Raw genomic sequence first — 13,172 nt, 5'->3', positions numbered from 1 at the left:
TGGCGGCAAAGTGTGACATCCCACTGATCTCGGCCGGGGCCCCGTACGTATCTCGTACGGGGCCCGTCCACGCCTTAGAGTGGCGGGCGACCGCGATGCCGTCTGAGATCTGAGGAACACGTGCGCCGACTTGCCGGCCTGCTGGTCGTACCCCTTCTGCTGCTGACGACGGCAGCCTGCGGTGACGACAGCGGCTCCGACTCCGCCCAGATGAAGAACGGGGTGCCCGCGATCACGAAGGGCGCCAAGTTCGGGGAGAAGCCGACCCTGTCGAAGGGGAAGGGCGACCCGCCGAAGCAGTTGAAGGTGGAGGTCATCAGCGAGGGCAAGGGGCCGGCGCTGAAGGCCAAGGACGTCGCCCAGGTCAATTACTACGGCCAGGTGTGGGACGGCAAGGAGCCCTTCGACGAGAGTTTCAGCAAGGGCAAGACCTTCGACGTGACCCTCGGCGCCGGCATGGTCATCAAGGGCTGGGACCAGGGTCTGCAGGGGCAGAAGGTCGGCAGCCGCGTCGAGCTGGTGATCCCGCCGGAGCTCGGTTACGGGGCGCAGGGTTCGGGCGACAAGATCAAGCCGAACGCCACGCTCGTGTTCGTGGTGGACATCGTCAAGGGCGCGAGCGTCCCGGTCTCGGCGACGGGCAAGGAAGTGCCGCAGGACGACAAGGACCTGCCGAAGATCGGTACGAACACGGACGGCAAGGAAGTGTCCGTGACCGTCCCGAAGGACAGCGCCGCGCCGACGAAGCTGGTCTCGAACTACGTCCTCGAAAGCGACGGCCCGGTCGTGAAGGACACCGACACGGTCGTGGTGAAGTTCAACGGCAAGACCTGGAAGGACGACAAGACCTTCGAGAGCACGTACGCCACCGACACCGTGGTGACCTGGCCGCTGTCCGACCTGTCGGTCAAGGGTCTCAAGGACGGCATCCTCGGCAAGAAGGCCGGCAGCCGCGTCCTGCTGGTGATCCCGCCGGACCAGGCGTTCGGTGACAAGGAGCAGGGGACGATCCCCGCCAATTCGACGCTGGTGTTCAGCCTCGACATCCTCGCGGTGATGTAAGACTGGTTGCGGTTTCCCCCGGCCCCCGGGCCGGGAGGCGCCCCCTGTTGGTTCGTATGAGGAGCAGTTCCGTGAGCGACAAGCTCGAAAAGCCCGAGATCGACTTCCCCGAGGGCCCCGCCCCGACCGACCTCGTGGTCGAGGACATCTGGGTGGGCGACGGCGCCGAGGCCAAGGCCGGCGCGTTCGTCAAGGTCCACTACGTGGGTGTGGCGTTCTCGACCGGCGAGGAGTTCGACGCCTCCTGGAACCGCGGCGCCCCGCTGGACTTCCAGCTCGGTGTCGGCCAGGTCATCAAGGGCTGGGACCAGGGTGTCCAGGGCATGAAGGTCGGCGGCCGCCGCAAGATCACGATCCCCGCGGACCTCGCGTACGGTGACCGTGGCGCGGGCGGCGGCGTGATCGCCCCGGGCGAGACGCTGATCTTCGTCTGTGACCTGGTGTCGGCCTGATCGACCGCGCTGTCACAGCCGTGGGGCCCCTGCCGTGAGGCGGGGGCCCTCGCTTTTGCGCGGGACCGCCGGGGCGGTACGGTCACGGTCACGGGTGTGTACACCGGCGGGTGTACGTGGGGAAGGGCGGAAGGGCGTCGATGGCGATTGCCAAGGCCGAGCGGCTGATGAACCTGGCGTTGTGCCTGCTGGGGACCCGTAGGCCGCTGAGCAAGCGTGAGCTGCGGGGGTCCATCGAGGCGTACCTGGAAGCGGGGAACGACGAGTCCTTCAACCGCATGTTCGAGCGCGACAAGGACGATCTGCGGGAACTCGGTCTGGTGATCGAGACGGTGGAGAACCTGGAGGGGGAGACCGGCTATCTGGCCCGTCGGGACAGCAACCGGCTGCCGCCCGTCTCCCTGGACGCCGAGGAGGCCGCCGCCCTCGGGCTCGCGGCCAAGGTGTGGCAGCAGGCCCGGCTGGCGGGCGCCGCCAGCGGGGCGCTCCAGAAGCTGCGCGCGGGCGGGATGCCGGAGGCGGGTGACCCGTACGAGGGCCAGCACAGCGCGATCGAGCCGCGCATCCCGGTGCACGAGGCGGCCTTCGAGCCGCTGATGCTGGCCTGCCGGGACCGGCGGCCGGTGGTGTTCGACTACCGCAAGTCCACGGCGGCCCACCCCGAGACCCGACAGGTCGAGCCGTGGGCGCTGGAGTGCTGGCGGGGCCACTGGTACCTGGCGGGCTTCGACCGCGACCGCGGGGCGGAGCGCGTCTTCCGGCTGTCGCGGATCACCGGCAAGGTCCGCTCGCGGGCCGGCAAGTACACGGCGCCGGTGCCGGACGTGGTGACGGTGCGGGAGACCGTGGCGAGCTGGGCCGGGGAGAGCGCGGACCGCACCGCGCGCATCCGGCTGCGCGCCGGGTCCGGTTACCCGCTGCGGGCCAAGGCCGCCTCGGTCAAGGAGGGCGGCGACGGCTGGGACGAACTGGAGATCCCGTACGGGCACGGACTGGACGCCTGGCTCGTGGAGTTCGGCCCGGACGTGGTGGTGGTGGAGCCCGCCGACCTGCGCGCGGACGTGGTGGACCGGTTGCGCGCCGTCGCGCTCGGCTGACCGGCCGCGGCGGGGAGCGGCCGCGCCGGGGAAATCCGTACCGCTCGGATGTCATGAACGCACGCCCTGAGGGGGAGACGTACCAGCATGGCTGCGAACGCCATTGACCAGACCCGCCGGATGCTGTCCTTGGTGACGTATCTGCGTGAACGCCCCGGGGCGCACGTCGCCGACGTCGCGCGTGCCTTCGGGATCACCGAGGACGAGCTGATCTCGGACCTCGACGTGCTGCCCATGTGCGGGACGAGCTTCCGGGGCGGGGACCTGCTCGACATCGACACCGACGGGGAGCGCATCTGGTGGCGCAACCCCGACGCGTCGGGGGAGTCGACGGCCGAGCCGCTGCGGTTGGCCGCGGACGAGGCGACCGCGCTGTTGGTCGCGGCCCGCGCGGTGGCGACCCTGCCCGGGTTGCGCGAGAGCGACCGGGACGCCCTGCTGCGGGCCACCGCGAAGCTGGAGGCGGCCGCCGGCGAGGCGGCGGGGGCCAGCTCCCGCCTGTCGGTGACCTTCGAGTCCGAGGGCGGGGTCTTCGCGGACGTCGACCGGGCCATCGCGGAGCGCCGCCGGCTGTGGCTGCGGTACTACTCGCCCGCCCGGGACGAGCTGACCGAGCGCAAGGTCGACCCGATCCGGCTGTTCGCGGTGGGCCACACGTACATGGAGGGGTGGTGCCACCTCTCCGAGGCCCGGCGCACCTTCCGCCTGGACCGGGTCGCGGAGATCCGGCTGTTGGACGAGCGGGCCGAGCCGCCCGCGATCGAGCCCCGTGACCTGTCCGAGGGGCTGGTGCAGCCGGCCGCCGAGGACCCGGAGGTCGTGGTCGAGGTCGGCCCCGGCGGGCGCTGGGTCGCCGAGTACTACCCGCACGACAGCGCCGAGGAGCTGGCCGGCGGCGGTCTGCGGATCACGCTGCGCAGCCCCGACCCGGCGTCGCTGCGCCGGCTCGCGCTGCGGCTCGGCCGCGAGGGGCGGATCGTGTCCCCCCCGGAGCTGGCGGAGAGCGCGCGCAGCGCCGCACGCGCGGCACTCGCGGGATACGGGGAACAGGGCTAGGGGGAGCGATGCCGTCATCACCGGGGGGCGGTCCGGTCACCTTCAAGGCGGGGTGTCCGCAGTGCCGGGGGCGTTTCGAGCTCGCGGCGGGTGCGCTGCGCCTGGCGATCGGCGGCAGCCGCCGCAGCACCTTCTACTCCTTCACGTGTCCCGAGTGCGGGGCGCAGGTGCGCAAGCCCGCAGGGGAGCGGATCGTGGAGTTGCTCACGGGCGGGGGTGTGAGCACCCTGCGCAGCGTCTGAGGCGCCGGCGGCGCTAGGCTCCTCCCATGATGTGGCCGATGCTCGCAATTGCCTTGGGTTTCCTGGGTCTCGTCGTGCTGGCGGTGCCGGCCGTGCGGGTCTTCCTGGAGGTGCGGCGGCTGTCGGCGCAGGTGGCCGAGGCCAACCGCCGGGTCACCGAGGCGGCGGGCGACCTGGAGCGGGCCGCCTCGGACCTGGCCCGCGCCGGTCGGGCCGCGAGCCGGTAGGCGTACCCTCGTAGAAACCTCTGGTACGGGGTCGTACCATCCCCTGACCGGACCCGGGTCCGATCGCGCCGCAGTGGGCGGGGAGAGCCGGGGGATTGCCTGGCGTTAACCGCCGGGGGTTACGATCCATGCAGGAGCGGTGACGGGATATTCGGCCCGGGCCGCCCGCCACCCCAACCAGCCGTTTCGGTGAGAAGGAAGTCAGCCCATGATCGGCAACCTGAAGCCTCTTGAACTCCTCCTGATCATCGCCGTGATCTTCCTGCTGTTCGGTGCCAAGAAGCTCCCCGACATGGCGCGCTCCCTCGGCAAGTCGGCCCGCATCCTCAAGAGCGAGGCCAAGGCGATGAAGCAGGACGGCCAGGCCGAGGACGTCGCGGCCCCCGTCGCCGACCAGGCCCCGCAGCAGCCGACCGCCGCGCGCACGATCCAGGCCTCGCCCGGTGACGTCACCAGCGCCCGTCCGGTCGGCGAGCCGAACCGCACCACCCAGGGCTGACGGTTCGCGACCTCACCGGTCACGCCAGTCATCTGCAACGAGACAAGGGACGTGGGTTGCTCAAGTCTGCCCGCAAGCAGGGTCAAGCGAACAAGGACGCCGAAGGGCGTATGCCCCTTGTCGAGCACCTGCGTGAGCTGAGAAACCGCTTGATGAAGTCGGTCCTGGCGATCCTCGTGATCACCGTGGTGGCGGCCTTCTTCTACAAGAACCTCATCGACTTCATGCTTAAGCCGATGCTGGACTCCGTGGGCTGCACCAACGGTGTGGTCTCCCAGCGCAACGGCCGTCCCTGCGCCGATATGACGGTGAACGGCCTCATCGCGCCGTTCTCGATCGCCCTGAAGGTCTCGCTCACCGCCGGTGTGGTGCTCTCGGCGCCGGTGTGGCTGTACCAGCTGTGGGCGTTCGTAGCCCCCGGTCTGCACAGCCACGAGAAGAAGTACGCCGTCGGGTTCGTCGGGGCCGGAGCGCCGCTGTTCGCCGCGGGCGCCGTCCTCGCGTACAAGATCCTCCCGCAGACCGCGATGATCCTGCTGGAGTTCACGCCGGACAACGCGCGCAACCTGTTGCCGGTCGACGACTACCTCGACCTGGTCACGCGCATGGTCGTCGTCTTCGGTCTCGCCTTCGAGCTGCCGCTGCTGCTGATCCTGCTGAACTTCACCGGTGTGCTGACCGCGAAGCGGCTGGCGAGCTGGTGGCGGATCATGGTGCTCGGCATCACGATCTTCGCGGCGTTCGCGACGCCCACCGGTGACCCGCTCACCATGATGTCGCTGGCCGCCCCGATCATCGCCCTGTACTTCCTCGCGCTCGGCCTGTGCCTGATCAACGACCGCAGGCGCAAGCGCCGCAACCCCGACGCCGACCTCGACGACGACGAGGCCTCCGTCTTGGACCTGACGCCCGCGCCCATCGGCGCGGTCGAGGCCGCCCCGCTCCCCTCGGCGCTGCCCGTACAGGACGACGGCGGGCGCGAGCGGATCAACGGCTACGACGACGCGACCTGACGGGCCCCCGAAGGGCCCGTCCCCGGCCCGCGGCGCGGCCAAGGCCCGGTCGTCGCGCTCCCCGTAAAGATCCGACTGTTGTCACAGGCGGCGGGTAGGCTCGAAGACAAGATGACCGAAGAACTCTCACCCGCGCAGCGGTACGCCGCCGCCCGGCTCCGCGCCGCCGAAGAGGCCACCGCCCTGGCTCCCTTCCGCGAGATGTACGAATTCGACCTGGACCCGTACCAGGTCGAGGCCTGCCGGGCCCTGGAGGCGGGCAAGGGCGTCCTCGTCGCCGCCCCCACCGGCTCCGGCAAGACGATCGTCGGCGAGTTCGCCGTGCACCTGGCGCTGGCGCAGGGCCGCAAGTGCTTCTACACCACGCCGATCAAGGCGCTGTCCAACCAGAAGTACGCCGACCTCGTCAAGCGCTACGGCGCCGAGAAGGTCGGCCTGCTGACCGGTGACAACAGCGTCAACTCCGAGGCGCCGGTGGTCGTGATGACCACCGAGGTGCTCCGCAACATGCTCTACGCGGGCTCCCAGTCGCTGCGCGGCCTCGGCTACGTGGTCATGGACGAGGTGCACTACCTCTCCGACCGGTTCCGCGGCGCCGTCTGGGAGGAAGTGATCATCCACCTCCCGGAGTCGGTGACCCTGGTCTCGCTCTCCGCCACCGTCTCCAACGCCGAGGAGTTCGGCGACTGGCTCGACACCGTGCGCGGGGACACCGAGGTCATCGTCTCCGAGGAGCGGCCCGTACCGCTGTGGCAGCACGTCATGGCCGGCCGCAAGGTCTACGACCTCTTCGAGGAGGAGTCCGACCACGGCGGCCGCGGCTCCGGCCGCCGCGAGGTCAACCCCGACCTGCTGCGCATGGCGCGGGAGGAGAACAGCCGCACGTACAACCCGAAGGACCGGCGGCGCGGCAAGATGGTCCGCGAGGCCGACCGCGAGCGCGAGCGGCGCTCCCGCGGTCGGATCTGGACCCCCAGCCGGCCCGAGGTCATCGCCCGCCTCGACAACGAGGACCTCCTCCCGGCCATCAACTTCATCTTCAGCCGCGCCGGCTGCGAGGCCGCCGTCCAGCAGTGCCTGTACGCGGGGCTGCGGCTCAACGACGACAGCGCCCGCCTGCGGGTCCGGGAGATCGTCGAGGAACGGACCGCTTCCATCCCCACCGAGGACCTCCACGTCCTGGGGTACTACGAATGGCTGGAGGGGCTGGAGCGGGGCATCGCCGCGCACCACGCCGGAATGCTGCCGACCTTCAAGGAGGTCGTGGAGGAACTGTTCGTCCGCGGCCTGGTCAAGGCCGTCTTCGCCACCGAGACCCTCGCGCTCGGCATCAACATGCCCGCGCGCACGGTGATTCTGGAGAAGCTGGTCAAGTGGAACGGCGAGCAGCACGCCGACATCACCCCCGGCGAGTACACGCAGCTCACCGGCCGGGCCGGGCGACGCGGCATCGACGTCGAGGGCCACGCGGTGGTGTTGTGGCAGCGGGGCATGGACCCCGTGGCGCTCGCCGGGCTCGCGGGCACCCGTACCTACCCGCTGCGCTCCAGCTTCAAGCCCTCCTACAACATGGCCGTCAACCTCGTGCAGCAGTTCGGGCGGCATCGCTCGCGCGAGCTGCTGGAGACCTCGTTCGCGCAGTTCCAGGCCGACCGCTCGGTCGTCGGGATCTCCCGGCAGGTGCAGCGCAACGAGGAGGGCCTGGACGGCTACCGGGAGGGCATGACCTGCCACCTCGGGAACTTCGAGGAGTACGCGCGGCTGCGCCGCGACCTCAAGGACCGCGAGACGGAGCTGGCCAAGCAGGGCGCGGCGCAGCGGCGCGTCCAGGCGGCCGGCTCGCTGGAGAAGCTCAAGCCGGGCGACGTCATCCACGTGCCGACCGGCAAGTTCGCCGGCCTCGCGCTCGTCCTGGACCCGGGCATGCCGGCGGGCCGGTCCAACGGGCACCGCGGGTACGAGTACACCGAGGGCCCGCGGCCGCTGGTGCTCACCGTGGAACGGCAGGTCAAGCGGCTCGCGGCGATCGACTTCCCGGTGCCGGTGGAGGCCATCGACCGGATGCGCATCCCGAAGACCTTCAACCCCCGTTCGCCGCAGTCCCGCAGGGACCTGGCGTCCGCGCTGCGGGCCAAGGCCGGGCACATAGTCCCGGAACGGCGCGGGCGCGGGCGGGCCGCCGCGGCCGACGACCGCGAGATCGCCCGGCTTCGCGCCGAACTGCGGGCGCACCCCTGTCACGGCTGTGACGAGCGGGAGGACCACGCCCGCTGGGCGGAGCGCTACCACCGGCTCAAGCGGGACACCGTGCAACTGGAACGGCGCATCGAGGGGCGGACGAACACCATCGCCCGCACCTTCGACCGCATCCACGCCCTGCTGACCGAGCTGGACTACCTGCGCGAGGACGAGGTCACCGTGCACGGCAAGCGGCTCGCCCGGCTCTACGGGGAGCTGGACCTGTTGGCGTCCGAGTGCCTGCGCGAGGGAGTCTGGGAGGGCCTGAGCCCGGCCGAACTGGCCGCGTGCGTCTCGGCGTTGGTGTTCGAGGCGCGCCAGTCCGACGACGCGGTGGCGCCCAAGGTGCCGGGCGGCGCGGCGAAGGCGGCGCTCGGCGAGATGGTCCGGATCTGGGGCCGGCTCGACGCGCTGGAGGAGGAGCACCGCATCAACCAGGCGGAGGGCGTGGGCCAACGCGAGCCGGACCTCGGCTTCGCGTGGGCCGCCTACCAGTGGGCGTCCGACAAGAGCCTGGACGAGGTGCTGCGCGAGGCGGAGATGCCGGCGGGCGACTTCGTGCGCTGGTGCAAGCAGGTCATCGACGTGCTCGGGCAGATCGCCGCGGCGGCCCCCTCGTCCTCCGCCCCGCCGTCCTCCCAGGGCGGCAGCACGGTGGCGCGAAACGCCCGCAAGGCCGTCGACCAGCTCCTTCGCGGTGTGGTGGCCTACAGCTCTGTCGGCTAAGCGGATTTGGGTCTTCCTCCGAGAGGCGGGAAGGCCGGATCTCATCTCTTGCCATGATCGATCCGACGTGTCCTGTGCGACGATCGACGCATGAGTGCGGGAGCGGACGAAGGGCCGAGACGGGTCGGTCGGCCACGCGCCGATCAGGCGAGACGGCACGGCGACCGGCCGCCGCGCGAGGAACTCCTCTGTGCGGCGGCCGAGTTGTTCACGGTGCACGGGTATGCGGCGACCACCACGCGCACCGTCGCCGAACGGGCCGGAATGCGCCAGGCGACGATGTACCACTACTTCGGCGGCAAGGAGGAACTCCTCGCCGAACTGCTGGAGTCCACGGTCGCGCCCTCGTTGGCGCTGGCCCGGCGGCTGGTGGCCGATACCGCACTGCCCGGCGCACGCCGACTGTGGGAGCTGTGCCGCTCGGATGTCCTGCTGTTGTGCGGGGGCCCGTACAACCTGGGGGCGCTCTACCTGTTGCCCGAAGTGGGCGGAGCACGCTTCGCGCGGTTCCACCGGATGCGCCGGGAACTGCGCGACTCGTACCGGGAGTTGCTGCGCGCCACCTCGGTCGGGGCCGAACTGGCCGGGGACGAGGCCGGCCTGGCGCTGCGCAACGACCTCGTCTTCGGACTCGTCGAGGGCGTCATGCTCGTCCACCGCTCCGACCCGGCGCGACCGGTCGCGGCCTTCGCGGAGGCGGCCGCCGACGCGGCGTTGCGGGTCGCGGGGGTCAGGGAGAAGGTCCGGGGCGGGTGAGCGCGCGGGGCGCGGAGTGGTTCAGGGTCCGGACTCCCAGCCGGGCAGGTCGTCCCAGGCCCGCAGCGTCAGGCCGCTCTCCAGGCGGTGCTCCGTCCCCGTCAGCGGGTCGGTGAACGCGAGGGTGCGGGCCAGTAGTTGGAGCGGGCGCCGGTAGTCCGCCGGATCGGCCGCCGGGGCGACGGCCGGGTACACCGGGTCGCCCAGGATCGGCAGGCCCAGACTGTTCATGTGCACCCGCAGCTGATGGGTGCGCCCCGTGCGCGGGGTCAGCCGGTAGCGGCCCAGCTCCCCGCGGGTGGCGATCAGCTCCACGACGCTCTCGGCATTGGGTTCGGCGCCGGGGACCTCCACCGCGGCCATCTGCCCGCGGACCTTCTCGATGTGGCTGCGCACGGTACGGGGAAGGCCGACCCGCGGGTCGTGCCGTGCGACGGCCTCGTACTCCTTGAACACCTTCCGCTGCTCGAACAGGGACTGGTAGGCTCCGCGGTCCTCCGGACGGATGCTGAACATCACCAGTCCGGCCGTCATCCGGTCGAGGCGGTGCGCCGGGCTGAGGGCGGGCAGCTCCAGCTCCGCGCGCAACCGGGCCAGGGCGGTCTGGAAGACGTGGGTGCCGCGCGGGGTCGTGGCCAGGAAGTGCGGCTTGTCCACCACCAGCAGGTGCTCGTCACGGTGGACGACCCGGATCGGGAACGGCACGACGGGCTCGGGCGGCATGTCCCGGTGGAACCACAGGAACGCGCCCGGCTCGTACGGGTCCTCCGGGCGTAGGACGCGCCCGCCGGGGCCGAGCACCCGGCCCGACTCCAACAGGCGCGCCATGGACTCGGCGCCGCGGGTACCGGCGTAGCGGGCGGTCAGGTAGGCGCCGAGGTCGGGCCACAGCCCGTCCGGGTCGGGGGGCAGCCGCAGCCGGACCGGGTCGATGCCGGCCCGCTGGGGCAGGGGCGCGGGAGGGATGTGGGATCTGCGTCTCATCGGGGTCCAGCGTAGGCGCTGCCCGGTCGGCGTCAGGGGGCGGCTACTGCCGGGTGAAGGTCGGTCTCGCCGACGCCGTCGCGGCCGCGCCGGGCCTTGTGGGGCTCCGCCCCGCGCCTCAGTCGTCGGCGGGGCGGGGTTGGGTTGGGTGGTAGTGGCGGTTCGGGCGGCAGGGCCGGGTCGGGTGCGGCGGTGCCGGGTGGGCGGCCGGGGTGCGGTGGGGGTCAGGCTGCCGTGGCGGGTTCTTGTTCCGCCTCGACCCTGGCGTTCCAGTCGCGCTTGATCGCGCGCCATGCCTCGTCCGTCTGGCCCAGGCGCCAGTAGCCCGAGATGGAGAGGCGTTCGCGCGGGATGCCGCGATCCACGCGGAGGTGGTGGCGGAGGTCCTTCACGAAGCCCGCCTCGCCGTGGACGAAGGCGTGGACGTCCCGGGAGGGGAACTCCAGCGCCGAGACCGCCGCCAGCAACGCCTCGCCGATCGGGCGGTCGCCGCGGTGGAGCCAGACCGGGACGACACCGTCCGGGGTGACGATCTTCTGCTCGTCCGCCGGGCCCTCGATCTCCACGAACGCGTGCACCACCGCGCCGACCGGCATCCGCTCCATCGCCGCGCCGATCGCCGGCAGGGCGCTCTCGTCGCCCGCCAGCAGGTGCCAGCCCGCCGTCGGGGAGGGGGCATAGGCACCGCCGGGACCGAGGAAACGGACCTCCTCGCCCGGCTCGACGGCGGCGGCCCACGGTCCGGCCACGCCCTCGTCGCCGTGCACCACGAAGTCGAGGGCCAGCTCCCGGTGCACCGGGTCCCAACTGCGGACCGTGTACGCCCGCTGGCGCGGCCACTCCTCGCGCGGGTGCTCCGCGCGGATCCGTTCCAGGTCCCAGGGAGCCGCGTAACGGACGCCCTCGGGGGCGAAGAGGAGCTTCACGTAGTGGTCGGTGAACTCGCCCGCGTCGAATCCGGCCAGGCCGTCACCGCCCAGCACCACGCGCACCATGTGCGGCGTCAGCCGCTCGGTGCGTACGACGACGGCGGTGCCGACGGTGCGAACGCGTCCTTCTGCCACGGCTTCTCCCCTGACTCCCCAGAAACTTAGGTTCCCCTAAGTTAGCACCTCAGTGGTGCAGCGCGCTGCTCAGCCTGGCCACGGCTCCGCCCAGACCCCATCGGCGGGCGAGCGCGTCGACCATCTCGGGCCGGGCCGGAGCCGCCGGAAGGGCCGGGTCGAAGGGGGGAAGCGGGACGTCCGAGGCGACCTTGACCACCTTCGGGGCCACCGCCAGGTACGGCCGCGACTCGTCCAACCGCTTGCGCTGCGTGGGGGTCAGCCCCGACTTCGGGTCGTCGATCGCCGCGATGATCCCGGCCAGGTCGCCGAACGCGTCCAGCAGCTTCGCCGCCGTCTTCTCGCCGATCCCGGGGACCCCCGGCAGGCCGTCACTGGGGTCGCCCCGCAGCAGCGCCAGATCCGCGTAGCCGGGACCGTCCACCCCGTACTTCTCCCGCAGCCACGCCTCGTCCGTCACCTGGAGCGAGCCGACGCCCTTGAGCGGGTAGAGGACGCGTCGCCGCTTCCCGTCGTCGATCAGCTGGTACAGGTCCCGGTCGCCCGTGACGATGTCCACCGGGCCGGTCGCCCGGGCGGTGAGGGTCCCGATGACGTCGTCCGCCTCGTACCCGGCGACGCCCACCCGGGCGATGCCGAACGCGTCCAGCGCGGCCTCGATGATCGGCACCTGAGGCGTGAGGGTGTCCGGCGTCTCCTCCACGTCGGGGCCGCTCTCGGTCTCCTCGGCGACCCGGTGCGCCTTGTACGAAGGGATCAGGTCCACCCGCCACTGCGGCCGCCAGTCGGCGTCCATGCAGGCCACGAGGTCGTCGGGGCGGTGGTCCTGGACCAGTCGCCCGATGAAGTCGAGCAGGCCGCGCACGGCGTTGACCGGCGTGCCGTCGGGGGCCTTCACGGAGTCCGGCACGCCGAAGTACGCGCGGAAGTAGAGGGAGGCGGTGTCCAGGAGCATCAGGCGTCGTGTCGTCACGCTGACGATGATGCCGCAGCCGCCGCGCCGGCCGCCGACGCCGGCCGGTCCTGCCGTGAACGCGAATCCGGGGGCGGTTGCTGCGTAAGGTGCTTACAGCACACCGATGTGCGACGAGTGGATTAGGGGAGGGCAGCCCCGACATGAACGGCAAGGACGGCAGGGACGGCAAGATCGGCACGCAGGACGGGGACGAGAAGGAGAAGGACGCCAAGGAGCAACCGCTTCGGGTGGGCGTGGCCGTGCGCAAGCGGCGCCGCGCGCTCCACCTGACCCTGGCCGTCGTATCGGCGCGCAGCGGCCTGTCCGTTCCCTTCCTGAGCCAGATAGAGAATGAGCGGGCCCGGCCGAGCATGCGGTCCCTGGAGCGGGTCGCGGACGCGCTGGAGACCACGGCCGTCGAGTTGCTGGCCGCCTCCGACACCGCGCGCACGGTGGACCTCGTGCGGGCCGGGGACGACTCCGGTCTGGCGCCGGCCCCGGGCGTGCGTCCCCTCGTGCGCGGGCACCACCAATTGCACGCCCTGGAGTTCACCGGGGACCAGGACGCCGGCCGTGAGTACCAGCACCGCAACGACGAGCTGATGTACGTCGTCGCGGGCGCCTGCCAGGTCGAGGCCGAGGGACGGGCGTACCGGCTGGAGAACGGCGACGCGCTGTTCCTGTCCGGCGGTGTGCGTCACCGCTGGCGGGCGGTGAGCGAGGACACCCGCATCCTGGTGGTGGCGGTGGGCGAGCACATCCACGCGACGTCCGAGCCGCCCTCGCCGGAGCACTGAGCGG

The 13,172-nt window shown here is 71.6% G+C and carries 14 protein-coding genes; 11 read left to right on the top strand and 3 right to left on the bottom strand.

All coding sequences use genetic code 11. The annotated features are described in order from the left end of the window. Positions 1–120: 120 nt before the first annotated feature. The 10 genes from E6R62_RS03255 to E6R62_RS03210 all read left to right on the top strand — a co-directional run bounded on the left by E6R62_RS03255 (position 121) and on the right by E6R62_RS03210 (position 9,368). Positions 121–1,062 carry an FKBP-type peptidyl-prolyl cis-trans isomerase gene (locus E6R62_RS03255; protein WP_136211117.1) on the top strand — a complete coding sequence of 314 codons (942 nt, stop codon included), beginning with the start codon at positions 121–123 and terminating at the stop codon, positions 1,060–1,062. 71 nt (positions 1,063–1,133) lie between these two features. Beyond that, a complete protein-coding gene (locus tag E6R62_RS03250) occupies positions 1,134–1,514 on the top strand; it encodes an FKBP-type peptidyl-prolyl cis-trans isomerase (protein ID WP_240801440.1) in 381 nt (126 codons plus the stop codon). Positions 1,515–1,654: 140 nt separating this feature from the next. After that, positions 1,655–2,611 carry a YafY family protein gene (locus E6R62_RS03245; RefSeq protein ID WP_136211113.1) on the top strand — a complete coding sequence of 319 codons (957 nt, stop codon included), beginning with the start codon at positions 1,655–1,657 and terminating at the stop codon, positions 2,609–2,611. An 87-nt stretch (positions 2,612–2,698) separates the two neighbouring features. Beyond that, positions 2,699–3,667 (top strand): YafY family protein, encoded by a 969-nt coding sequence (locus E6R62_RS03240; RefSeq protein WP_136211111.1) that lies wholly within the window; start codon positions 2,699–2,701, stop codon positions 3,665–3,667. Between the two features lie 8 nt (positions 3,668–3,675). After that, on the top strand, positions 3,676–3,909 hold the full coding sequence (locus E6R62_RS03235) for a hypothetical protein (protein ID WP_136211109.1): 234 nt from the start codon (positions 3,676–3,678) through the stop codon (positions 3,907–3,909). Between the two features lie 26 nt (positions 3,910–3,935). After that, positions 3,936–4,136: a hypothetical protein gene (locus E6R62_RS03230; RefSeq protein WP_136211107.1), complete on the top strand. Its 201-nt coding sequence runs from the start codon at positions 3,936–3,938 to the stop codon at positions 4,134–4,136. 208 nt (positions 4,137–4,344) lie between these two features. Next, on the top strand, positions 4,345–4,635 hold the full coding sequence (gene tatA, locus E6R62_RS03225; protein WP_136211105.1) for a Sec-independent protein translocase subunit TatA: 291 nt from the start codon (positions 4,345–4,347) through the stop codon (positions 4,633–4,635). Between the two features lie 56 nt (positions 4,636–4,691). After that, the gene (gene tatC, locus E6R62_RS03220; protein ID WP_136211103.1) at positions 4,692–5,648 is read left to right on the top strand and encodes a twin-arginine translocase subunit TatC; all 957 of its coding nucleotides are present in this window, start codon (positions 4,692–4,694) and stop codon (positions 5,646–5,648) included. Between the two features lie 111 nt (positions 5,649–5,759). Beyond that, complete coding sequence (locus E6R62_RS03215) at positions 5,760–8,612, top strand: RNA helicase (protein WP_136211101.1); 2,853 nt, start codon at positions 5,760–5,762, stop codon at positions 8,610–8,612. A gap of 90 nt (positions 8,613–8,702) precedes the next feature. After that, positions 8,703–9,368 (top strand): TetR/AcrR family transcriptional regulator, encoded by a 666-nt coding sequence (locus tag E6R62_RS03210; RefSeq protein WP_136211100.1) that lies wholly within the window; start codon positions 8,703–8,705, stop codon positions 9,366–9,368. Between the two features lie 21 nt (positions 9,369–9,389). Here the strand turns inward: E6R62_RS03210 and E6R62_RS03205 are convergent, their stop codons facing one another. From E6R62_RS03205 to E6R62_RS03195, 3 genes are all read right to left on the bottom strand, one after another. Next, positions 9,390–10,352 carry a pseudouridine synthase gene (locus E6R62_RS03205; protein WP_136211098.1) on the bottom strand — a complete coding sequence of 321 codons (963 nt, stop codon included), beginning with the start codon at positions 10,350–10,352 and terminating at the stop codon, positions 9,390–9,392. Between the two features lie 224 nt (positions 10,353–10,576). Beyond that, positions 10,577–11,416 (bottom strand): siderophore-interacting protein, encoded by an 840-nt coding sequence (locus E6R62_RS03200; protein WP_136211096.1) that lies wholly within the window; start codon positions 11,414–11,416, stop codon positions 10,577–10,579. 49 nt (positions 11,417–11,465) lie between these two features. Then, on the bottom strand, positions 11,466–12,371 hold the full coding sequence (locus tag E6R62_RS03195) for a 5'-3' exonuclease (RefSeq protein WP_206308637.1): 906 nt from the start codon (positions 12,369–12,371) through the stop codon (positions 11,466–11,468). 248 nt (positions 12,372–12,619) lie between these two features. On the opposite strand from E6R62_RS03195, the gene E6R62_RS03190 reads away from it, so the two are divergent. Then, positions 12,620–13,168, top strand: a complete 549-nt coding sequence (locus E6R62_RS03190) for a helix-turn-helix domain-containing protein (protein WP_206308636.1) — start codon at positions 12,620–12,622, stop codon at positions 13,166–13,168. Positions 13,169–13,172: the final 4 nt, after the last annotated feature.

Origin of the sequence: Streptomyces sp. A1136, from assembly GCF_004795055.1 — a bacterium.
Lineage (GTDB): Bacteria > Actinomycetota > Actinomycetes > Streptomycetales > Streptomycetaceae > Streptomyces.
This window is presented reverse-complemented; position numbering and strand designations above follow the sequence as displayed.